The organism is Coriobacteriia bacterium, assembly GCA_018368455.1.
In the GTDB taxonomy this organism is placed as follows: domain Bacteria; phylum Actinomycetota; class Coriobacteriia; order Coriobacteriales; family UMGS124; genus JAGZEG01.
Genome location: JAGZEG010000001.1, coordinates 145849 through 167244, shown reverse-complemented (window position 1 = coordinate 167244; position 21396 = coordinate 145849). Strand labels below are relative to the sequence as shown.

The window sequence follows — 21396 nt, the reverse complement described above, 5'->3', positions numbered from 1 at the left end:
CCCGCCCACCGCATCACACCGCTCTCACCTCGCAGCAAAAACACCACCGGAGAGAAGGAACGTCATGAACACGCGCACCCCAGCACCACGCACCCAGGCATCCATCGCCGCCCGCCCTCTGGACCGGCGCCTGTTCGTGCGCGTCGCCGCGATGGGCGTTGCCACCTGTGCCCTCGGCCTCGGCATGCAGAACGCCGCCCAGGCCGTTGAGGGCACCTCCGAGCAGACGCAGGCCGCGCTCTCCGACGCTCAGGCAGCCTATAACGAAGCCATGTCACAGCTGAGCTCGCTCACGCAGAAGGCCGAACTCGCCCAGTATTCTCTGAGCCAGACGGAGGCCCAGCTCGACGAGACGAACGCCCAGATCGATGATCTCCAGGTGTCCATCACGCAGAAGCAGGCCGAGCTCTCCGACGCCCAGGACGTCCTGGCCGACCGCGTCGACGCCGCGTACAAGGCCGGTAGCACGGACGTGCTGTCCGTCATCCTCAATGCCACGAGCTTCGAGGATCTCGCTAACCGCCTGTTCTACGCAGGCAAGACCTCCGACGCTGACGCCCAGGCTATCCAGACCGTCAAGGATCTCAAGGCGGAGCTCGAGCAGCAGGAGAGCGACCTGCAGGCAAAGAAGAGCGAGCAGGAGCAGCTCTACAACCAGCAGCTCTCCGACGCACAGTCCCTGCAGGACCAGGTCGACGCCATGCAGAGCTACTCCGGCAGCCTGTCCCAGGACGTCGTCGACCTCATGGGGCAAGCGCAGCAGGAGGCCATGCAGAACCAGGCGTCCCAATATCAGGAGTATCTCGACTCGGTCGTGCAGGACAACCCCGTGGCGAACGGCTCGACAAACGCCGGCACGTCCGAGAGCGGTGGCTCGAGCAACGAGAGCTCGGAAGGCACGACGGGCGGCAGCGCGGACACGACGACTCCCGTCAACCCGACGCCCGATCCGGAGCCCACGCCCGAGCCCGAACCGGAGCCAACCCCGGAGCCTGAGCCTGAGCCGACCCCTGAGCCCGAACCAGAGCCGGAACCCGAACCAGAGCCCGAGCCTGACCCAGAACCGGATTACGAGGAGCCGAGCTACGGCGGCACGGGCAACCACGTCGGAAGCGCCGTCGACGTCGCGTGGAACTACGTCGGCGTCACGCCCTACGTGTGGGGCGGCACAGACCCGAGCGGCTTTGACTGCTCCGGCCTCGCGCAGTACTGCTACGCCATGTGCGGCTACTCCATCGGCCGCACGACGTACGACCAGATCGCCCAGATCCAGGGCCTGGGCAACTGGCGCTACGACATGTCCGAGCTTTCGCCGGGCGACCTCGTGTTCCCGCACGAGGGCCATGTCGGCATCTACTGCGGCGGCGGCATGATGATCCACGCCCCCTACGAGGGCCGCATGGTCGAGTACGCCTCCGTCTACGCCTTCATCGGCGGCGGCAGTCCCGTATAAGCACGCGCCTGACGCAGAGAGAATGGCCTGAGAAACCGCACGCAGCAGAGGCAGGGAGGAGGGGGCAGCACAGATGACACGAACGCTCGACACGACGCTGGACAGCGGGCGCGATCGCACCCTCACTCGGCGTGACGTCATCGCATACGCCGCCGGCCTCTCCCTTGCCCCCGTCGCGCTCGCCGTCGCCAAGGCGTTCGGGTGTGACACACTGCTGGCCCCCCGCGTCGCCCTGGCAGAGCCCGCCGAGCGCGGCGCCGCCGAGACGGAAGCGCTGGCTGCAGCGCAGAAAGAGTACGACGAGGCGCGCAGCCAGCTCGAGCAGATAGGCCGCAAGCTCGAGCAGACGCAGTACGACCTCAGCGAGACAACGAACCAGCTCAACGAGCTGGGCAAGGACATCGCCCAGACGCAGACGGACATCGACGCCACGACGACGGACCTCGACACGGCCCAGAACGCCCTCGCGGCCTACCTCGTCATCGGCTATAAGTCCGGCGCCGTCTCGACGCTCGACCTGCTGCTGCAGTCCGCGGACTTCAACGACTTCGTGACGCGCTCGTTCTACGTCGGGCGCATCCAGGACTCCCAAGTCGACGCCATCGAAGACATCAAGGACCTCAAGGTGAAGCTCGAGCAGCAGGAGCAGACGCTCACGACCCAGCAGGACCAGCAGGCCGAGCTGCAGGCGAGCCTCGAGGCCCAGCAGGCCGAGCTACAGACGCAGCAGGAGGAGTCGAACAAGGTCGTAACAGGCCTGTCCGAGCAGGTTAAGCAGCTCTTTGCTGCCCAGCAGACCGAGCTCCAGGCCGCAGCTGCCGCCCGCCAGAAAGCCGCTGACGCGAGTGCAGCCGGCCAGGCCAACGGCGTCCCGACGCCCGGCAAGTCCATGGGGTCGGTCGTGGAGAACGCCTACGCCTGCATGGGCATCCCCTACGTCTGGGGCGGAGACGACTCGAACTACGCCACGTATGCCGGCTACGACTGCTCGGGCTTCACGCAGCACTGCTACGCCCTGGAGGGCTACGAGATCGGCCGCACGACATGGGACCAGATCGACGACATCAACGCGCTGGGCAACTGGCGGGACAACGTCGACGACCTGCAGCCCGGCGACCTCGTGTTCCCCCACGACGGGCACGTCGGCATCTACATCGGCAACCACCAGATGATCGACGCGCCCTATCCGGGCATGTTCATCCAAATCGACCCCGTCGAGGAGTTTCTCGGGGGCGGCTCCCCGGTATAGGCCGCGCGCTCCCTGCCTCTTCGGCGAAGGTGAGCGGCTGGCGCGCGATACGCTGGACACGTGACGTACAATCTCCCGCAACGCCTGTTCGAGAGGGAGAGGATGCACGTGTCTACCGTTCTTCTTTCCGGCAACGAGGCCATCGCCCGCGGCGCCTGGGAAGCCGGCTGCTCCGCCGGCTTCGGCTACCCCGGCACGCCGTCGACCGAGACGCTCGAGGCCTTTGCCAAGCTGCCCGACACCTATGCCGAGTGGTCCATCAACGAGAAAGTCGCCCTCGAGGCAGCCCTGGGCCTGTCCATGGCGGGCCGCCGCGCCCTCGTGACGATGAAGCACGTCGGCGTCAACGTGGCAGCTGATCCGCTCATGAGCATCTCGCTGGCCGGCTGCTCCGGCGGCCTCGTGCTGCTCGCCGCCGACGACCCCGGCATGTTCTCCTCGCAAAACGAGCAGGACAGCCGCGTGTACGCCTCGTTCGCCCGCGTGCCCATGTTCGAGCCCGCCGACTCCGCAGAGGCGCTCGCCATGACGAAGGAGGCCTTCCGCCTCTCCGAGGAGCTCGGCACGCTCGCCATGGTGCGCTCCACCGTGCGCATCTCGCACACGCGCACGGCCGTCGAGCTGGGCGAGCGCGAGCAGGTCGAGCCGCTGCCCTACGAGACGAAGCAATCCCGCTGGGTCATGATGCCCGCCTACGCCCGTCCGCGCCGGCTCGACGCCGACAAGCGCGTCGAGGTGCTGCGCGCCTACGTCGAGGCGAGCCCGCTCAACGTTGCCGAGCTGCGCGACACGAGCATCGGCTTCGTGTGCTCGGGCGCCGTCTACCAGCACGTCCGCGAGGCGTGCCCGCAGGCGTCCACGCTGAAGCTCGGCCTGTCCTACCCGCTTCCTGCCGCCAAGATCGCCGCGTTCTTCGCGCAGGTCGAGCACGTGTACGTCGTCGAGGAGGCCAACGACTACTACGAGCGCGAGATCCGCGCCATGGGCCTCGAGCCTGCCGCCTGGCCCAATCCGCTGCCCCGCGCGTTCGAGCTGTCGCCCGCCCTCATCGCCGCCGCTCTGGGCGTTCAGGGTGCCGGGGCGTCCGGCTCGCTTCCCGCAACCGAGGCAAGCGATGCACTCGTCGACGCCTGGACGTCGGCCACGCGCATCGCACGCATCGACGAGGCGCTCGGCGAGCTTCCGGCCCGACCGCCGGCACTCTGCCCCGGCTGCCCGCACCGCATCCCGTTCTTCGAGCTCAAGCGCATGCGAGCCATCGTGCTCGGCGACATCGGCTGCTACACACTCGGCGCGCTGCCGCCGCTCGCGACGCTCGAGTCCGCCATCGACATGGGCGCGTCCGTCTCCATGGCGCACGGCTTCGAGGTCGCCCGCGAGCTGGACGCCAGGGCGGGACGCGACGAGTCGACGCGTGCCGGCGGCAAGCGCCCCGTGTTCGCCGTCATCGGCGACAGCACGTTCGCGCATTCGGGCCTGTCGGGCGCCCTGTCGGCGGCATATAACGCCGGCTGCGGCAACATCCTCATCCTCGACAACCGCACGACGGCCATGACCGGCGGCCAGGGCAACCCCGTCTCGGGCATCACGCTGCAGGGGAGGCCCTCGCACGAGCTCGACCTGCCCGCCGTGCTCAAGGCGTCCGGCATCGCCGACGTCACGGTCGTCGACGCGCTCGACGCCGCCGCCGTGCGCGCCGCCCTGCGCGGGGCGGCCAGCCGTACGGACCAGCTCTCCGTCGTCATCTGCCAGTCGCCGTGCATCGTCGAGTACAAGATCCGCGGGACGCAGCGCGTCGTCAGCCTCGCCGCCTGCCGCGCGTGCGGTGCCTGCCTGCGCCTGGGTTGCCCGGCCATTAGCACGGACGCCGAGGGGCATGCGCGCATCGACGCCGGCCTGTGCACGGGCTGCCGCCAGTGCGAGCAGTACTGCGCGTTCAATGCCATCGCGGCCGTCGCGGAAGGGAAGTAGGCCATCATGACAAACGACACGTCCACGGCGGCACAGGCCGCGTCCTTCCCTGATCGCCCCGTCTCGCTCGTGCTGTGCGGCGTGGGCGGCCAGGGAACGATCCTGGCAGCCGATCTGCTGGCACGCGCGGCGCTCGGCTCCGGCTACGACGTCAAGGTATCCGAGATCCACGGCATGGCCCAGCGAGGCGGATCCGTCTCGACGACCGTCCGCTTCGGGCGCGCCGTCTCCTCCATGGTGTGCGGGCCGGCCACGGCAGACGTCGTGCTGTCGCTCGAGGTGCTCGAAGCCATCCGCAACCTGCCGTTCCTCGCGCCGGGTGGCCACCTCGTGTGCGCCGACGTCGTGACGGAGCCCATGAGCGTGCTGTCGGGCATGGCCCAGATGCCGGCCGACCCCCAGGGCCTGCTACGAGAGCTCGGGCGCAACGCCGTTGAGATCGTCGACGCCGACGCGATCGCCCGTGCGGCCGGCAATGCGCGCTGCGCAAACGTCGCGCTGCTCGGCGCGGCGGCGCGCCACCTGCCCATCGAGCTCGACGCCTGGCACGCCGCCATCGAGGGCCGCGTGCCCCCCAAGACGGTCGAGGCAAACCTGCTCGCATTCGACACGGCCTATACGGGCCGGTAGGGGAGGACCCCATGGAAGCCACGGGAAGCGACATCATCCAGATCAGCGTCTTCATCGAGAACCGCGCCGGACGCGCTGCGGAGGTCTGCCGCCTGCTGCAGTCCGCTAACGTCAACGTGTGTGGCTTCATGATCTCCGACACGAACGACTACGGCATCCTGCGCCTCGTCACCGATCGTCCCGACGCCGCGCTCGAGGCCCTCAACGCCGCAGGCTACGCCGCGAAGGCCAAGCCCATACTCGTGGCGCGCCTCGATAACGTGCCCGGCAACCTGAACCGCCTGCTCGACAGCCTGTCCGGCGCGGGCGTGAACCTCGTCTATTCCTATTCGCTCATCTCGACGTTCGTCGCGCTGTGCGTCGAGGACCTCGACGAGGCGCGCAGGCTCGCCCTGGGCGTGGGCATCGACCTCGTCAGCCTCGAGCAGGTCGCCTCCGCCGAGAAGGAATAGCCTCGAACCCGCACGCAATCGCGTTCCAGAAAGGACCGTTCTCGCCATGCCCATCCTGATGCCCCAGATAGAGTGCGCCGATCGCGAGACCATCCGCGCGCTGCAGCTCGAGCGGTTGCAGCACCAGGTTGGCTACGTCTACGAGCGCGTGCCGTGGTACCGCGAGCAGCTCGACGAGCGCGGCGTCAAGCCCTCCGACATCAAGACGCTCGCCGACGTGCGCCTGCTGCCGTTCACGGACAAGAAGGTCATGCGCGACACGTACCCGTTCGGCCTGTTCGCCATCCCCGTCGACGACGCCATCCGCCTGCACGCGTCGAGCGGCACGACCGGCAAGCCTGTCGTCGTGGGATACAACCGCCACGACATGGACGTCTGGGCCGAGTGCATCGGTCGTCTCGCCTCCATGGCCGGCGTCACGGCGAAGGATCGCGTGCAAATGGCGTTCGGCTACGGCATGTTCACGGGCGGCTTTGGCCTGCACCAAGGCCTCGAGAAGCTCGGCTGCCTCATCATCCCGGCCGGCTCGGGCTCCACGGAACGCCACATCATGATGATGCAGGACTACCAGACGACCGTGCTCATCGCCACGCCCACGTACGCCATGCACATTTGCGAGGTTGGCGAGCAGCTCGGCTACGACTGGTCGAAGAGCTCGCTGCGCGTCGGCCTGTTCGGCGGCGAGCCGTGCACGCCTGCGCTCAAGGCCGAGATCGAAAGCCGCATGCACATCACGTGCACGGACAACTACGGCCTGACGGAGGTCATGGGCCCCGGCGTGTCGGGCGAGTGCCTGAGCAGCCGCGACCAGCAGCACATCGCCGAGGACCACTTCCTGTGGGAGGTCGTCGACCCCGAGACGGGAGAGCCTGTCGACGAGGGCGAGGAGGGCGAGCTTGTCCTGACGACGCTCACGAAGGAGTGCATCCCTGTGCTGCGCTACCGTACGCACGACTTCACGCGTGTCACGACGGAGCCGTGCGCCTGCGGAAGGACGCTCGCCCGCATGCAGAAGGTGCGCCGCCGCAGCGACGACATGCTCATCGTGCGCGGGACGAACGTGTTCCCGAGCCAGATCGAAGACGTGCTGGCCCACGTCGAGGGCGCATCAACGAACTACCGCCTCATTCTCGACAACGAGTCGGGCATGGATCGCATGACGCTCATGCTCGAGGTCAAGCCGGCGTACTTCAGCGACGAGGTGGCCAAGATGGATCGCTTCCGCGACCACGTCGCCGCAAAGCTGCGCGAGACGCTGCAGGTCAGCGCTGTGGTCAAGCTCGTGGAGCCCGGCAGCATCGAGCGCACGACCGGCAAGGCCAAGCACGTTGAGGACCGCCGGAAGAAGTAGGCCTCGCCGCACGACACGCATATCTTTAGGAGCTGAAGATTTGCCCCCTACCTGCGGAAACGGAGTACGTCCCAGGTAGGGGGCTTATTTTGAGCACGACAGGCGCGGCCGAAAACACCCGGTTCAGCGGCTAGCTCATTGTTGCTCCATCCGGCATCTCCGCCATCAGGCAGTGGACCACGTTGCGCCGGCTCAGGGCGCCCACAAGCACGCCGTCGCTCGTGACGGGAACCTTCTTGATCTTGCGCTCCGCCAGGACGGTGCACGCCTTGTCCAGCGGCAGGTCGGCGTCGACGGTGATGACGCGCTTCGTTGCGAGCTTCATGACGTCGACGGCGGCCAGCTCAGCCAGGCGGCCGCGCAGGTCATCGTCGTCTTGGATGATCGTGTAGACGTTGGCCGAGGGGTTCATGTAGCTCTTGTCGCTGCGGCCCAAGTAACGAGCAACGTCGCCGTCGCTCACATATCCCACCAGCGCGCCCCGCTCGTCGACAACCGCCACGCCCGATGTTTCGGTGGATGCCATGATGTTGAGGACATCGCCCACCGTCGCACCGACTGTGACGTACGGAGCCGTGGCGTTCATCGCATTGCGAACCGAGAGCCCGCCCGGCCGTGCGGCGCGAACCTCGGCAGTGGAGGCCCCCTTCGCAGCGCCAGCTTCCCGATCACGCACGAACACCACGATGATGACGGCAGCAGCAATCACGATAAGCGCCATCGAGACCAGCGACATGTGGTAGCCAGCGAAAGCCTGCTCTGCACCAGATAGATCAGAGGCAGAAGACGACACGGCCGCCGAGATCGACACGAGTAGGGCGGTGCCGAACGAACCCGCCACCTGGTTGATCGTGTTTGACGTGCCCTGCGCGTGCTGAATGTCCTCGTTTGCCAGCGAGTTGACGCCCCAGGTATTCATGGGTGTCATCGTGAACTGGATGCCCAGCGGCATGCACGCATAAGTGATCGCGACAATCGGGATCGGGGTGTCGACACGCAGCGCGGTGAAGCCCAAGGCAGCGATCACAATAATGACCGAGCCGATGAGCACGGGCCTGCGTACGCCGAGCCGGTCGAACAGGTGGCCGGCAAAATAACCCGTCAGCGCACCAATGAGAGCACCGGGGAGAAGCGTCAGGCCGCTCACCGTTGCAGACTGGCCGAGCACGCCCTGGATGTAGAGCGGCATAATTGTCTCCATGCCGATCAGGCCCATCTGGAACAGGGCGATCACGCAGACCGCGATGCGATAGTTGCGCGTCTTGAGGATCCCCACGCGCAACATAGGCTCGTCGAGCGTGAGCTGCCGGCGCGCATACACGGCCATCAGGATGGCGCCGACGGCGATGAGTGCAATCGGCACGACCAGAGTGGCAGACGAGCTGATAGAGGACAAGCCATAGAGCAGGCACACCAGACCGACCGACGATAGGATGACGGAGACGAGGTCGAACTTCGTGCGCTTGAACTCCCCGAAGTCCTCGAGTGCAAAGAGTGCCACAACGACGATAAGCAGCGAGAGTGCCGTAATGATGGCGAAGATCATTCGCCAGCCGACCAGGTCGACGAGCACGCCCGACAACGACGGGCCAATCGTTGGGGCAAAGCCGATGATGAGACCGATGATGCCCATGGCGCTGCCGCGGCGCTCGCGCGGGAACACCAGCAGGATGACGCTGGACACCATCGGCATGATGGCGCCCGTGGCCGCGGCCTGCATCATGCGACCCGCCAGCAGCACGGCAAAGTTCGGCGAGATGGCCGCAACGAGACTGCCCGCCGCAAACAGGGACATGCCACCCACGAACAGCCTTCGCGTCGAGAAGCGCCCCATCAGATAAGCCGACAGGGGGATCACGATCGCCTCCACCAGCGCGTAGCCCGAGGTGAGCCACTGCACGGTGGTAGACGCCACCCCCATGTCCACCATGATCGTCGGCAGCGCCGGCGTTAGCAAGGTCGCGTTCAGCACTGCGGTGAACGTGCCCGACAACAACACGATGACCATGATCAGCTGCTTCTTTGTAATTCCCAGACTCATACACCCCTCCCGATGCGATATGGTTTGTGACTAGGCAGTATGATTTCCATGATTGATAATAATCAATCATATTCATAGAATCCTCGCTTGGGGAGCTAACGAGCATGCAAGCTGCAACGGCAGGCTGAGGGGAGGAGGACACGCATGGGTGAAAGGGGGCTCGAACGGCAGGCCTCGCGGGAGGACGGTGGGCCCGAGCGTGACGTCATCAGGGCGACGGTGGCTCTCGACCACCTGGCACGTCATCTGGTGATGGCCGGACGCGACACGCTGACCAAAAGTCAGCTCGACGTGATGATGGGGCTCGCCGTCATCGGAAGCATGAGCATGACGCAGATGAGCAGGCACCTCGCCGCTTCGAAAGAGCAGGCGACGAGAGCTGTCGCCCCTCTAGTGGACGAGGGGCTGGTGGCAAGGGAGCGGCAGTCGGCAAACCGTCGCGTCGTTGAGATATCCCTCACCGACAAGGGCAGGGCATGCCTCGCCGAGCATGACGCTCAGGCGCGCACTGCCCTCAAGGCCAGGCTCGACGAGTTCGCTGAGAAGGATCGGGAGCGCCTCGTTGCCGCCTGCCATGAAATAGTCGACATCTTGCAGGCGCAAGGGGAGCGGGAGGGGCTTCTTGGCTCCCACAAACAAGAGGAGCCCCTCGACCAGGGAGGGAACAAGACGGCAAGCCCGGCCAGCATGTAACCTCTTAACATCCGACCTGCATCGTGCAGCGGGCGTCGTACCAAATAATCGAGATGCAACTGGCAGTGAGTATCAGAGGGCCCCTCTCCACATGCGGAGAGGGGCCCTCTTTACCTTTCGCTCATCTTCGTTGCCTTCGTTGCGCCTTCGATATGGCGCATCTACTTACGGAACCAGGAGCAGTCGTCTACAGGCACCTTAAACGCATCGAAGAAATCGAGCGCGAGATGATGGGAGAGCTCGAAGCCCTACAACCTCGCAAAAAGTTAACGATTGGGTTTCCCTCTATTACAGCCCATGACGACGAGTATTTTTCCGCGCTCGTCAACCTCGCCATGCAGGTATATTCCGATACCCAAGTTGATACCGTCTATGTGCCCTCCGCCCGACAATCTGAGCTGTCTGGCGGAGGGCAAAGCCGACATCATGGTAAGCGCCATCGAACCGCTGGCCGAATTCAAAGACGTCCAATTTGCCCGACGGCACCCTATCGCGTTCTACCTCGTCTGTGCACGCGAGCACCCCCTAGCCTCAAAAGACCAGGTGGGGATTGGGGACCTCAACGGCGAGACAATCTATCTGCTCGATGTCCAGCCCAATAGGCACCTCATACGAGAATACAACGTTGGCTTCGTATGGCTCAAAAGCCGTGAGGACGAGCGTCTTCGTACGTTCGTCGAACGCTCGCGGGAAGTGTAGAGGGTCGGCGTGCCCATCCTTTTACAGAATGGACACGCCGACCCTTGGAAAACGCGTATGGATACTTGCGAAATAAAAACAGGGACTTAGGGCAATATGCATAGCAAACAGTCGCCTGATTCACGAAGCCAGCTGCAGCCCAGACAGTCTGCCTACTCGAACTCGATGGTGCCGCAGGGCTTGGGCGTCAGGTCGTACAGCACGCGGCAGATACCGGGCACCTCGGCGGAGATGCGGGCGCCGATCTTCTTGAGCAGGGCCCACTCGAGCTCGGGCACCTCGGCCGTCATGGCGTCGACCGTGTTGACGGCGCGGATGAACGCCGGCCACTCGTAGAGGCGCTTGCCGTCGCACACGCCCGTCACGCGGAAGTCAGGCACGCTCACGAAGTACTGCCACACCTTGCCCTGCAGGCCGGCAGCTGCAAACTCCTCGCGCAGGATGGCGTCGGCCTCGCGTAGGGCCTCGAGACGGTCGCGCGTGATGGCGCCCAGGCAGCGCACGCCCAGGCCGGGGCCAGGGAACGGTTGGCGTTCCACCATGCTCTCGGGCAGGCCGAGCTCGCGGCCGATGACGCGCACCTCGTCCTTGAACAGCAGCTTGACGGGCTCGCACAGCTCGAACTGCAGGTCGTCGGGCAGGCCGCCGACGTTGTGGTGGGCCTTGACGCCGTCGGACTCCAGGATGTCGGGATAGATGGTGCCCTGAGCCAGGAAGCTCACCTCGCTGCCGACCTTGCGCGCCTCCTCCTCAAACACGCGAATGAACTCGGCACCGATGATCTTGCGCTTGGCCTCGGGCTCAGAGACGCCGGCCAGCAGGTTGAGGAAGCGGTCGGTTGCGTCCACGTACACGAGGTTTGCGTCGAGCTGGTTGCGGAACACGTCGACAACTTGCTCGGACTCGCCCTTGCGCATGAGGCCGTGGTTCACGTGCACGCAGATGAGCTGCTTGCCCACGGCCCTGATGAGCAGCGCGGCAACGACAGAGGAGTCCACACCGCCAGAGAGTGCGAGCAGAACCTTTTTATCGCCGATCTGCTCGCGACACGCGGCCACCTGCTGCTCGATGAACGCCTGGGCAAGCTCAGGCGTCGTGATACGAACCATGTCGTCAGGGCGCTTGTTGGGATCCACGGGTTCCTCCTTGGTTATGGGCTGACCGGCATACGAACGAAGAATGCCTCCCTTAACGTGATTGTAACCCCTGATGGACGTCCGATGGATGCACGCCCTATTTTCAAGCAAAGCACGACCCGGCAGAGCAGATCGGAAGTCAACCAGTCTGAACGGGTATACAGTGAGGCAGAGGATGCGCCCACCACATCCCAAGTCAATGCCTCAGCAAAGGAGTGACGCTCGTCCCATGAGCCCCGCCAAAAAGACGAAGAAGCTCGACCTCTCGAAGCTCTCGAAGCGCGCCCGCATCGCCATTTTCGTCGGTGTCATCGTCGCCGTCGTTGCGCTCGCCGTCGCCATCACGATAGCGGTCATGCCGTACATCCGCATGCTTGGCGATCCCGAGACGATGGCGCAGTTCGAGGCATGGGTCGCCAGCTTAGGCCCGCTCGGTTTTCTTCTGCTGCTGGGTATCCAGGTCGCGCAGATCATCATCGCCTTCATCCCAGGCGAGTTCGTGCAGGTGGCAGCCGGCGTAATGTACGGCACGTGGGCCGGACTGGCGCTGTGCCTGCTCGGCTGCTTCATCGCCTCCGCAGGCGTGTTTATCATCGTGCGCAAACTGGGCCACGAGTTCGTCGTCAAGCTGTTCGGCCAAGACAAGCTCGACAGCTTCAGCTTCCTGAACGACAGCTCCAAGCTCGAGACGCTCGTGTTCATCCTGTTCCTCATCCCGGGCATGCCTAAGGACGTGCTGACGTACATCGTACCGCTCACGAAGATCAAGCTCGGCACGTTCATGCTTCTGTCCACCATCGCGCGCATCCCCGGCATGGTGGCCTCGACGCTCATCGGCTCGAGCATCACCGACGCGAACTGGCCGCTCATCATCGGCATCTTCGCCGTCGTCATCGTCGTGGGCGGCCTGTGCATCTGGAAGAAAGACGCCCTCATGGGCTGGGCAAAGCGTTGCGGCGGCGTCAAGCAGGAGCCGTGTGAGAACGAAAAGGATGAGCCCGTGCGCTAGCTAGGAGCGCACAATCCCCGAGCTCATCAAGGAAGGACACGCCATGCCCACCGTCATCTCCAACTCCGAGCTGTGCAATGAGTACGACAAGGTATCCCGCTTTTGCCACAAGCGACCGGAGCCCGTGTACGTGACGAAAGACGGGAGAGAAGACCTCGCCGTCATGAGCATCGAGGCATACGAAGCGCTCGTGCGCAGGGCAGATCTGGGAGCCACGTTCCAACAGGGACATCGCGACTTCAAGGTGGGACGCATCACGCAGACCGACGAGACGCTTTCCAGGCTGCGCGAGCAATGGCGCGCGGGACTGCAAGACGCAGGATCGACTTCCCCAAGCACTCATCCGCGTCCCTAGTCAGCGTCTCGTTACTGGTTCGCAGGAAATAACAGAAAGGGCGCGGGCTAGCCGCCTTCAGGCAAGCTAGCCCGCGCCCCACAAGCAACGCCATCAAACAAAGCTAACGGACCGCCCCAGAAGAGCCTACTTCCCGGCGGCGGCGTTACGTCCGGCGATGCAGCCGAACGTCAGGACGTCAGCCATGGAGCTGCCGCTGCCCACGTACCAGCCGTAGATCGTGCCTGCGTTACGGCCGGCGGCATACAGGCCAGGAATGACGTTGCCGTCAAGGTCGATGACGTGGGACTCCGTGTCGATCTTCAGGCCGCCGAGCGACCCGACGTAGCAGCGGTCCATACCGTAGGCAAACACGTGGAACGGGCCCTGCTCCAGCGGCGTGAGGTACTTGGGATCCTTGCCGAACTCGCGGTCGAGGCCCTGGGCGGCAGACTCGTTGTAGAACGCGACCGTCGAGGCGAGCACCTCGGCGTTCAGGCCGGTCGCCGCGGCGAGCTCATCCATCGTGTCGCACGTCGCCAGGGGCTCGCCGTAGGAGTCCGCAGCCCCGCCCTCCGTCGCGTACTGGTCGTCGATGATCAGGTAGCAGCTGCCCGACGGTGCCATGGCGAGCGCCTTGCCGATGAACGCGTTGTACTCGTCCTCGGCCACGATACGGCGGGCGTTCTCGTCAACCAGGATGCAGTGCGGCAGGGCGTCGTTGAGCGTCGAGATAGTCGCGCCGATCTGGAAGCAGCCCATGCCGCGCGTCGCCGCACCGACGGCCTGGCCCATCAGGATACCCGAGCCGTTCTCGTTGCCAGCGGCGACAAGGCCGGCGCCGCGCCGATTGAGCAGGGCGAAGTTCTCGTCGATCATCGCGGGGTTGTTCGTGAAGCCGCCCGCCGTGAGGATGACGCCCTTCGTGGCCTGGATAGCGAGCTCGCCATCGGGACCCTCGGCGATGACGCCACACACGCGGCCCGTCTCGTCGACGACGAGGCGCTTGGCAGGCGTGCCCATGCGCACGTCGACACCCAGGGACTCAACCGTGTTCGACAGGGCCGTGAACATGTCGAAGCCCGAGGAGTTCGGCTGCGGCATGTGTCCGCGAGGCACGGGGTTGGCGACCGCCGCGAAGTTGCGCGCCATCTCGTTGCCGCTGTAGCCCAGCGAGAACCCGGCGTTGTAACCGCCAAGATGGTGCTCCGTGTCGCACTCGCCGCTCTCGAAGTCCATGCCGCACTCGACGCACCAGTCGTACAGGGCGGGGGAGGCGTCGCACAGGACCTTGATGTGGTCGAGGCACGCGTTGGCACCGGCCGCGGCGGCCATGTAGTTGTAGAAGTTCTCGACGTCGTCCTCCAGGCCGAACTTCTCCTGGAGCTTCGTGCCGCCCATCATGATGAAGCCGCCGTTGGCGATCGTGGAGCCACCTGCGATGTCGAGCATCTCGAGCAGGACGACCCTGGCGCCAGCCTTCGTAGCCTCGATGGCCGCAGCCGCGCCGGCACCGCCGAAGCCCACGACGACGACGTCAGCCTCTTCCGTCCACGCGACGTCGGCGGCATTGAGCGCCGTAACGTCGTCGGCAGCAAATGCCTTCGTGGCGGCAAGACCAACGCCTGCGACAGCCGCGCACGCGCCAGCGGCGAGCAGGGATCGACGAGAAATGGTCGTATCAGACATAGAGAACCCCATCCCCTTTATTTGAATACAGATACCCAGACCATCAGAAAATGCCAAACAGAGGCAGCAATCCTCATGGACAGGTATCATGAGAGCTATCAAATTGTCGCGACATTTTAAGTGTACGAGACTGTGGAGAAAATGTATATATCGAGTATACTAAAGCGCGTATTAGATTTTTTCTAAAGCGATACATCGCGAGCGCCATAAGCTCTGCAAAAGAGATATCAGCACAGGCCACGCGTCGTAACTCTCTGACAGCAGGCCACAGGAGGCAATCCTTTGACCGAAGACCAACTCCGCTCATTTGTCGACGCCGTCGAGCTGGGCAGCCTCAGTGCTGCTGCCCAGGTGAGCTTCCTCTCCGTCCCCTCGCTCTCGCATCGCATCGGTCGACTTGAAGAAGAGGTCGGCTGTTCCCTGCTCACGCGCACGAATCAAGGCGTGCACGCTACCGCCTCCGGGCTCAGGCTCTACGAGGCGGCAAAGCGAGCACTCTCCATTTTGGACGACGGCAAAACACAGGCGCGTGAGGTAGCCCGTGCCGGGGGAGAGGGGAGCGAAGAGCTGGCCGGGGAACGGGTGTCGATCGGCATCTGGTGGCAGGCGAGCCCCTTCGTACTGCAGGCTGCAGGCGCTCTCTCCACACAGGACCGCATCGAGGTGGCGCTCATCGAGACCGACTACGCCCACGCGCCCGAGCGTCTCGAGCGCGGAGAGATCGACGTCTTCCTCACGTGGCGTTCTCGTCGGTTTGACGAGAGGGGGCTTTCGTTCGAGCCCTTCGCCCGCGAACCGTTTTTCTGCACATGCTCGCCAGAAAGCTCCTTTGCTTCGCGAAAGCACCTCGACCTCGCGGCGCTGCACGGCACACTCGTCTACGCTGGCGCCGACTACCGCGACTTGCCTGAGCTTGGTGACAGGGCGCGCCTCTTCGCAGAGGACAGCATCGTGAAGGAGTCCGTCTTCACCGAACAGCTCATCTCCGATTGCCTGCGAGGAAGCGCCGTCTCGCTCTTCACCGGGAGCTCCATCTCAAAGGTGTGCCCGCCGCTCGTCGCCGTCCCTCTTGACCTGCCCCCGGTCACGTGCGGTGCCTATTACCGGACCGAAGCAGAGTGCGAACCTTGCGACGAGTCACCGTGTGCGAGCGGAGTCGCAACGACCCGCCACCCCAAGGCCGTCAAGCGCGTTATAGCGGCCTGTCGAGATGCCTACCACAGCCAGAACAAAGAGCTGCAATCCAAGAGCTGACAAATAGCGCGCAAGCCGTTCCTATGCAAGTACACACAAGTTCGCTAGTTAAGTATTGACTTAAGTCCCACGTTTGCGATGATATACACGTTAAGTGACGGCTTAACTATGGCACTTACGGTAAGAGAGGGGAGGAGAACACATGCCAGACATGCAAAAGCTCTTCAAGGCGCTCTCCGACCCCACGCGCTACCGTATCTTCCTCCTCTTGCTCGAGAGGCATCACTGTTCCCGTTCTCTGGCCCAGGCCCTCGGGATCAGCGAGCCAGCCGTGTCACAGCACATGTCGATACTCAAGGAGTGCGGTCTCGTCGTGGGCGTGCGTCGCTGTCGGCACATTCACTACGCCGTTGATGAGACGACCCTGAGCGAGGCGCTCTCGCAGATGCAGGGCTGGATAGCGGCCTCGCACTCAGCCTGCGACTGCCAGATTCGCAACCGCTGCGCGTTCTGCGAGCGATGCGGACTCGGCGAGCAGCAGGTCTGCCGGACGCAAGGGGAGAGAACGCAATCCCTGCCGTAAGCCGTCTAGGATTCACACGTTGTACGTCACACAGGAAAGGACGAGACACCATGCGCGTTGCCGTACCCAGCGATTCGAACCTTGGCCTGCAAAGCACGAGAAGTGGCCACTTTGGCCACTCCGCTTACTTCACGATCGTCACGATCGAAGGCGGCGAGGTCACGAACGTCGAGGTCTTCAAGAATGTCGATCACGACACCCAGGGCTGCGGCGGCGTTATCCAGTATGCGCTGGGCCTGGGCATCGACGCCATTATCGTGCGTGGCATGGGCCAACCGCCGTTCCGCGCCTTCACGCAAAACGGCGCCTCCGTCTACATCGATGGCGAGGCGGCGACGGTGAGCGAGGTCATCAAGAAGTACATCGATGGCGACCTGCGCCAGATGTCGCTTGACCAGGCCTGCATGCACTAGGACGACAAGCCTTAAAGCAGCGGGAAGCCCGACACCATCTTGAATGATGTCGGACTTCCCGCTATTTTTGACTCGATGGGCATTTCTTTCGGTTGTGCAAGGTTTTGCAAATCCGTAGACTAAAAATGGGCGCGATCGACGGCTGTGCGAGGTTTGCGTGGCGATACAGGCGCCCAAACTGCACGCATCAAAGTCCCCATAGCTCATCTACCTGCAGCTTCTCCATGAGACGTCAAATCTTGCAGCCTCAGCAACTCCCGCAAACCTCACACAGCCGAAGTTTGCGCCCAATTTGAGAGCACAGTTTTACAAAACCTCGCATAACCGCGTTTTGGCGCCATGACGGCACGGCTGCTGTTGCGGCACAGGATGTGAGATGTAATTACGTTACATAAGATATATTATCGGAATAACAGAGGGGAGCAAAGAACCTACCTATACCGCTAGCCTACGTTAAATGACAACCGAAGGTCGGACTTTCGTGGACCCCGAGTGAAGGCACGACCTTTGTCTGACAGGCGCAGGCAGGAGCCCCGCGGGCGTGCGACCTAGCTCCGTCGACGCCGCCGGCACGGCCCTCCCGGGCGCCTCCCGACGCCCCAATCGTACACGATTCCGGGCCCCGGCGCGCGGTCCTGACACGGTTAGGTCGCATCGTCGGCGTCCCGGCCCCGAGCCGTCACATATCCCGTCGCGCTACGCCAGGCCCGCCTCCCTGAGCAGGCTAGACCTGAGGGTCACCTCGGCGGGCTCGACCCTCTTGACGCCGAACTCCTCGAGCAGGCCGGCCGGCAGCAGCGAGGACGCCAGCTCGATCGGCGCCGCGCCGCCCAGGGCCGGCCGGCCGTAGCTGTTCACGTGCGAGCACACCAGCCCCAGCGCCCCGTCGTCGAGCGACGCGAGGCTGCTGCCCTTGGGCAGGACCTTGCGCAGCTCGACGTGTGCCCTCTCGCACCTCGCCTTCTGCTGGCTCCTGAGCGGGTCGCAGTAGTACACCGAGCACCTGCGCTCGCCCTCCACCACCGAGGACTCGATGCCCGCCCAGTCGAGGAACTCCGAGCCCCTGTCGGTCAGCAGCGTCCCCATGCACCTGGCGAAGCCCCCGGCCCCGCAGGCCAGCTCGACGCGGTCCAGGGCCTCCCTGACGGCCTGCTGGGTGTGCCTGGACATCAGCACCATCAGCTGGAAGCAGCTCCTGCGGAAGTACAGCGTCAGGATGGTCTTCGGACACCCCCTGGCGGAAACGACGCAGTCCATCTCCACCGCGGAGGCCTGCTCCTCGGAGGGCAGGGCGAGGAAGTCGGCGCAGGTCCGGCCCAGCAGGCTGGGGCGGAACGGCGGCGGCGCGTCGACCGGCCTGCGCCTGCGCGGCTTGTAGCGCACCTTCCTGGGAAGCTCCAGGTTACAGATCTGCAGGACGCCCAGGTTGACGTAGCGGTAGAACGTGCGGGAGCTCACAGGGAACTCCCCCGCGTGGGTCTGCCAGATCCTCTCCAGGCTCTGCCCCTTGCGCAGCAGGGGCCTGACGACGGCGACCATCTCCCTGAGCTGCTCCTCGGTGCAGTCGATCCCGCTGCGCGAGGAGGTGGCCTCGAGCCTGGCGGCCTCGCCGGCATCCCTGGCGTCGTAGAACCACTGGGGCCAGCCGCACCCCACGGTGAAGCGGGCCCGGCACCCGTTGCATACGTAGGGCGCCCTCTGGGTCCTGGGGCAGTCCGGCCGCTCCTGGAAGCGCTCGCACATCGGGTTGCACGACGCGCTGGCGCACGAGGCGCACCTCTGCGCGCACCCCAGCCCGCACAGGTCCCTCACCTCGCACGTCTCGGAGTGCAGGCAGGTGTTCCTGGGGCCGGCCTGGGCGTAGCGCCGAGACTCCCTGACTCTCCTGCGCCTGATCTCCCTGGCGACGCAGTCCCAGCTGACCCCGAGCCCCCTGGCGATCGACGCCACGCTCTCGCCGGCCCTCAGGCCCCCCTCGATCTCGTTGCGCCCGTCCTGCCTGAGGTGGCGCCCCTTTCCCCTCGTCATGTCTCACTCCCCTTTCCGGGACCGGGACAGACAAGATGATATAGGGCGAAGACAAAGACGGGAGGGGCGTCGCCAGACAAAGAGCTGACGGATGCTATCTACGAATGTCTATTAAGGTAGCTAGCCTACAACTTGAGCTCGCGCCCCTCGCCGTTCGCGAAATCCACCACGAATTGCCGCACCGAGCCGACACACACTAGGGCGAACACCATGCGCAAGCCAAACTCGACTCCCAGCCTGACCCGCAGCGCCATCGTCGATGCCCTCATGGAGCTGCTCAAAGAAATGCCCTATGGCAAAATCAGTATCAGCGCGATATGACAATGAAAACGGACTTCACGGCATCGTATCTGCGCACACGGTAGCGGCGCTCCCCCGCCCCTGCGCCCCCAGAAGTCCGCCGGGGCATATTACGGTTCGCTTACCGTGGGGCCACGGGGCCTTACACGACAGTGCGCTGCGCAAGACGTCGTACTCCTAGAATTCCGAAGTACTTCATCGGAAAGGATCACGCCTTGCTTAACGAAATCTCAATGGCGCAGTTCACCCCCACGCTCTGCGATGCCCTGGGTATCGATGCCCCGGCAGTCTCTGCACAGCCTCACAGTCTGATCCGCACGCTTCTAAATGCTCGCGGCGTGTCCAAGGTTCAGCGCTGCCTTATCTACAACCCCGACGCCACGGGAATGTGGAACTACCAGAAGCACGCCGAATGGTTTGCGCCCGTCATCGCCCACACGCAGCTCGCGTTGCCCGTGCGAACGATGCTCCCCTCGGTGACCCCCGTGTGCTTTGGGACGATGTACACAGGCCTCACTCCTGCAGAGCACGGTATCGAGACATACGAGAAGCATCCCCTTCCCCACAGGTCCCTGTTTGACTGCGTCCACGACGCAGGGATGCGCTGTGCCCTGGTTGCGGTGCAGGACTCGAGCATGGACGTGCTCTATTCCGAAAAGCCCGTCACCCGCTTCATCGAGCCTTACGACGAGCAGGCCACAGAACGCGCCTGCGAGCTCATCGCCTCGGATGACTACGACATGGTCGTCGTCTACAACCAGGAGTTCGACGACGTCATGCACAAGACCTATCCCGAGTCCGCCCCCGCAACAGCGGCGCTTAAGCACCACATCGCCGCCTTCGACCGCCTATGTACACAGGCGGAGCAGTCATGGGCAGGCTACGACTCCCTCGTGTGCTGGGCAACAGACCACGGGACGCACATCGCCGACAACGGGCACGGGCAGCACGGCAGTGATCGAGAGGACGATCTGAACGTGCTGCACTTCTTCGGAGCCTGGGCGTCACGCGCGCAGTAGCGTGCGCAAGGGAGCAAAGTCATGTCAAAGAAGATCGAAGCGATTGACCTCGTAAAGTCCTACGACGGCAAGGCAAACGTGCTGGAAGGCATCAACCTCGCCATAGAGGAGGGCGAGTTCTTCATACTCGTAGGCCCCTCCGGCTGCGGCAAGTCCACGCTGCTGCGCATCATCGCCGGCCTCGAGAGCGTCACCGACGGCGAGCTGCGCATCTCCGGAAAGCTCGCCAACGATCTCGCCCCGGCGGAACGCGACCTCACCATGGTGTTCCAAAGCTACGCGCTCTACCCACACATGAGCGTGCGAGACAACATCCTGTTCGGGCTCGACGTGAAGAAAGTTCCCAAGGCCGAACGAAAGCGTCGCCTGGACGAGGCGGCCGAGCTGCTGGGACTCACCGAGCTACTCAACCGCAAGCCGCGAGAGCTGTCGGGCGGACAGCGCCAGCGCGTCGCCCTGGCACGCAGCGTGTGCAGCCGCTCCCCCATCTGCCTGATGGACGAGCCGCTCTCGAACCTCGACGCCAAGCTGCGCGCCACGATGCGCGTTGAGATCCGACGCCTCCAGCGCAAGCTCGGGCTCACCGTCGTGTACGTGACGCACGACCAGGTCGAGGCCATGACGATGGGCGACCGCATCGCGGTGCTGCACGGCGGCAAGATACAGCAGGTCGGATCGCCGCTCGATCTGTACAACGCGCCAGCGAACACGTTCGTCGCGAGCTTCATCGGCTCTCCCCAGATGAACCTCACCCCCGCCGAACTGGATGGGGACTCTCTAGTTCTTTCCGGCAGCATGCGCCTCCCCTTGAGCGCAGACCAGCGCGGGCGCCTGCCACAGGGCGAGCGCTGGACGGCAGGCATACGTCCCGAACTCGTGAGATGCGCCGCAGCGGGGACGCCGGACACGACCACGGCACCGCTTCTCGCCACGGAGATGCTCGGCAACGAAACCCGGCTCGACTTCACGCTGGGCCAGGAGACGTTCACCGCTCGTTGGCAGGGACAGCACCAGCTCGACGGTCAGTCGGTAGGTATCGCGATCGATGCCGATGACCTGCACCTCTTTGACAGCGAGACCGGAGCCTTGCTGCGTCCCGCCGTGCGCTTAGGCGATCGTGCGAGCTGTCCCGAGAGTGAGGCGTGCTGAGAC

At 64.4% G+C, this 21396-nt stretch carries 19 protein-coding genes; 15 read left to right on the top strand and 4 right to left on the bottom strand.

Annotation, left to right across the window (positions count from 1 at the left end):
* The first annotated feature begins 64 nt into the window (after positions 1–64).
* The 6 genes from KHZ24_00745 to KHZ24_00720 all read left to right on the top strand — a co-directional run bounded on the left by KHZ24_00745 (position 65) and on the right by KHZ24_00720 (position 7106).
* Positions 65–1453, top strand: a complete 1389-nt coding sequence (locus tag KHZ24_00745; protein MBS5449733.1) for a C40 family peptidase — start codon at positions 65–67, stop codon at positions 1451–1453.
* Between the two features lie 73 nt (positions 1454–1526).
* Entirely contained in the window at positions 1527–2702 is a 1176-nt protein-coding gene (locus tag KHZ24_00740) for a C40 family peptidase (GenBank protein ID MBS5449732.1), read from the top strand.
* 102 nt (positions 2703–2804) lie between these two features.
* Positions 2805–4673 (top strand): indolepyruvate ferredoxin oxidoreductase subunit alpha, encoded by a 1869-nt coding sequence (locus tag KHZ24_00735; GenBank protein MBS5449731.1) that lies wholly within the window; start codon positions 2805–2807, stop codon positions 4671–4673.
* A gap of 6 nt (positions 4674–4679) precedes the next feature.
* Positions 4680–5303 carry an indolepyruvate oxidoreductase subunit beta gene (locus tag KHZ24_00730; protein ID MBS5449730.1) on the top strand — a complete coding sequence of 208 codons (624 nt, stop codon included), beginning with the start codon at positions 4680–4682 and terminating at the stop codon, positions 5301–5303.
* A gap of 11 nt (positions 5304–5314) precedes the next feature.
* On the top strand, positions 5315–5755 hold the full coding sequence (locus KHZ24_00725) for an amino acid-binding protein (protein ID MBS5449729.1): 441 nt from the start codon (positions 5315–5317) through the stop codon (positions 5753–5755).
* Positions 5756–5801: 46 nt separating this feature from the next.
* Positions 5802–7106 carry a phenylacetate--CoA ligase gene (locus KHZ24_00720; protein MBS5449728.1) on the top strand — a complete coding sequence of 435 codons (1305 nt, stop codon included), beginning with the start codon at positions 5802–5804 and terminating at the stop codon, positions 7104–7106.
* Between the two features lie 130 nt (positions 7107–7236).
* On the opposite strand, the gene KHZ24_00715 is transcribed toward KHZ24_00720, so the two are convergent.
* Positions 7237–9141 (bottom strand): DHA2 family efflux MFS transporter permease subunit, encoded by a 1905-nt coding sequence (locus KHZ24_00715; protein MBS5449727.1) that lies wholly within the window; start codon positions 9139–9141, stop codon positions 7237–7239.
* Between the two features lie 150 nt (positions 9142–9291).
* Between KHZ24_00715 and KHZ24_00710 the strand changes: the two genes are divergently transcribed.
* Positions 9292–9840 carry a MarR family transcriptional regulator gene (locus KHZ24_00710; protein MBS5449726.1) on the top strand — a complete coding sequence of 183 codons (549 nt, stop codon included), beginning with the start codon at positions 9292–9294 and terminating at the stop codon, positions 9838–9840.
* A gap of 426 nt (positions 9841–10266) precedes the next feature.
* Positions 10267–10539 carry a hypothetical protein gene (locus tag KHZ24_00705; protein ID MBS5449725.1) on the top strand — a complete coding sequence of 91 codons (273 nt, stop codon included), beginning with the start codon at positions 10267–10269 and terminating at the stop codon, positions 10537–10539.
* Between the two features lie 152 nt (positions 10540–10691).
* Here the strand turns inward: KHZ24_00705 and guaA are convergent, their stop codons facing one another.
* The gene (gene guaA, locus KHZ24_00700) at positions 10692–11675 is read right to left on the bottom strand and encodes a glutamine-hydrolyzing GMP synthase (GenBank protein ID MBS5449724.1); all 984 of its coding nucleotides are present in this window, start codon (positions 11673–11675) and stop codon (positions 10692–10694) included.
* Between the two features lie 229 nt (positions 11676–11904).
* On the opposite strand from guaA, the gene KHZ24_00695 reads away from it, so the two are divergent.
* On the top strand, positions 11905–12684 hold the full coding sequence (locus KHZ24_00695) for a TVP38/TMEM64 family protein (protein MBS5449723.1): 780 nt from the start codon (positions 11905–11907) through the stop codon (positions 12682–12684).
* A 43-nt stretch (positions 12685–12727) separates the two neighbouring features.
* Entirely contained in the window at positions 12728–13039 is a 312-nt protein-coding gene (locus KHZ24_00690) for a type II toxin-antitoxin system Phd/YefM family antitoxin (protein MBS5449722.1), read from the top strand.
* Positions 13040–13165: 126 nt separating this feature from the next.
* Here the strand turns inward: KHZ24_00690 and KHZ24_00685 are convergent, their stop codons facing one another.
* Positions 13166–14707 carry an FAD-dependent oxidoreductase gene (locus tag KHZ24_00685; protein ID MBS5449721.1) on the bottom strand — a complete coding sequence of 514 codons (1542 nt, stop codon included), beginning with the start codon at positions 14705–14707 and terminating at the stop codon, positions 13166–13168.
* Positions 14708–14989: 282 nt separating this feature from the next.
* Between KHZ24_00685 and KHZ24_00680 the strand changes: the two genes are divergently transcribed.
* From KHZ24_00680 to KHZ24_00670, 3 genes are all read left to right on the top strand, one after another.
* The gene (locus KHZ24_00680; GenBank protein ID MBS5449720.1) at positions 14990–15961 is read left to right on the top strand and encodes a LysR family transcriptional regulator; all 972 of its coding nucleotides are present in this window, start codon (positions 14990–14992) and stop codon (positions 15959–15961) included.
* Positions 15962–16103: 142 nt separating this feature from the next.
* Positions 16104–16484, top strand: coding sequence for a winged helix-turn-helix transcriptional regulator (locus tag KHZ24_00675; GenBank protein ID MBS5449719.1), 381 nt, complete (start codon positions 16104–16106; stop codon positions 16482–16484).
* Between the two features lie 50 nt (positions 16485–16534).
* Positions 16535–16897 (top strand): NifB/NifX family molybdenum-iron cluster-binding protein, encoded by a 363-nt coding sequence (locus KHZ24_00670; GenBank protein ID MBS5449718.1) that lies wholly within the window; start codon positions 16535–16537, stop codon positions 16895–16897.
* Positions 16898–17593: 696 nt separating this feature from the next.
* On the opposite strand, the gene KHZ24_00665 is transcribed toward KHZ24_00670, so the two are convergent.
* Positions 17594–18925, bottom strand: a complete 1332-nt coding sequence (locus KHZ24_00665) for an IS30 family transposase (protein ID MBS5449717.1) — start codon at positions 18923–18925, stop codon at positions 17594–17596.
* A 533-nt stretch (positions 18926–19458) separates the two neighbouring features.
* Between KHZ24_00665 and KHZ24_00660 the strand changes: the two genes are divergently transcribed.
* Both KHZ24_00660 and KHZ24_00655 read left to right on the top strand, forming a co-directional pair.
* Complete coding sequence (locus tag KHZ24_00660) at positions 19459–20244, top strand: hypothetical protein (GenBank protein ID MBS5449716.1); 786 nt, start codon at positions 19459–19461, stop codon at positions 20242–20244.
* 21 nt (positions 20245–20265) lie between these two features.
* Positions 20266–21393, top strand: coding sequence for an ATP-binding cassette domain-containing protein (locus KHZ24_00655; GenBank protein MBS5449715.1), 1128 nt, complete (start codon positions 20266–20268; stop codon positions 21391–21393).
* The last annotated feature ends 3 nt before the right edge of the window (positions 21394–21396 follow it).

What these genes read in the sequence shown, in the direction of transcription:
- KHZ24_00745 (MBS5449733.1), top strand. Translation starts at nt 65, where the DNA reads ATGAACACGCGCACCCCAGCACCACGCACCCAGGCATCCATCGCCGCC.
- KHZ24_00740 (MBS5449732.1), top strand. Translation starts at nt 1,527, where the DNA reads ATGACACGAACGCTCGACACGACGCTGGACAGCGGGCGCGATCGCACC.
- KHZ24_00735 (MBS5449731.1), top strand. Translation starts at nt 2,805, where the DNA reads ATGCACGTGTCTACCGTTCTTCTTTCCGGCAACGAGGCCATCGCCCGC.
- KHZ24_00730 (MBS5449730.1), top strand. Translation starts at nt 4,680, where the DNA reads ATGACAAACGACACGTCCACGGCGGCACAGGCCGCGTCCTTCCCTGAT.
- KHZ24_00725 (MBS5449729.1), top strand. Translation starts at nt 5,315, where the DNA reads ATGGAAGCCACGGGAAGCGACATCATCCAGATCAGCGTCTTCATCGAG.
- KHZ24_00720 (MBS5449728.1), top strand. Translation starts at nt 5,802, where the DNA reads ATGCCCATCCTGATGCCCCAGATAGAGTGCGCCGATCGCGAGACCATC.
- KHZ24_00710 (MBS5449726.1), top strand. Translation starts at nt 9,292, where the DNA reads ATGGGTGAAAGGGGGCTCGAACGGCAGGCCTCGCGGGAGGACGGTGGG.
- KHZ24_00705 (MBS5449725.1), top strand. Translation starts at nt 10,267, where the DNA reads ATGGTAAGCGCCATCGAACCGCTGGCCGAATTCAAAGACGTCCAATTT.
- KHZ24_00695 (MBS5449723.1), top strand. Translation starts at nt 11,905, where the DNA reads ATGAGCCCCGCCAAAAAGACGAAGAAGCTCGACCTCTCGAAGCTCTCG.
- KHZ24_00690 (MBS5449722.1), top strand. Translation starts at nt 12,728, where the DNA reads ATGCCCACCGTCATCTCCAACTCCGAGCTGTGCAATGAGTACGACAAG.
- KHZ24_00685 (MBS5449721.1), bottom strand. Translation starts at nt 14,707, where the DNA reads ATGTCTGATACGACCATTTCTCGTCGATCCCTGCTCGCCGCTGGCGCG.
- KHZ24_00675 (MBS5449719.1), top strand. Translation starts at nt 16,104, where the DNA reads ATGCCAGACATGCAAAAGCTCTTCAAGGCGCTCTCCGACCCCACGCGC.
- KHZ24_00670 (MBS5449718.1), top strand. Translation starts at nt 16,535, where the DNA reads ATGCGCGTTGCCGTACCCAGCGATTCGAACCTTGGCCTGCAAAGCACG.
- KHZ24_00665 (MBS5449717.1), bottom strand. Translation starts at nt 18,925, where the DNA reads ATGACGAGGGGAAAGGGGCGCCACCTCAGGCAGGACGGGCGCAACGAG.
- KHZ24_00660 (MBS5449716.1), top strand. Translation starts at nt 19,459, where the DNA reads ATGGCGCAGTTCACCCCCACGCTCTGCGATGCCCTGGGTATCGATGCC.
- KHZ24_00655 (MBS5449715.1), top strand. Translation starts at nt 20,266, where the DNA reads ATGTCAAAGAAGATCGAAGCGATTGACCTCGTAAAGTCCTACGACGGC.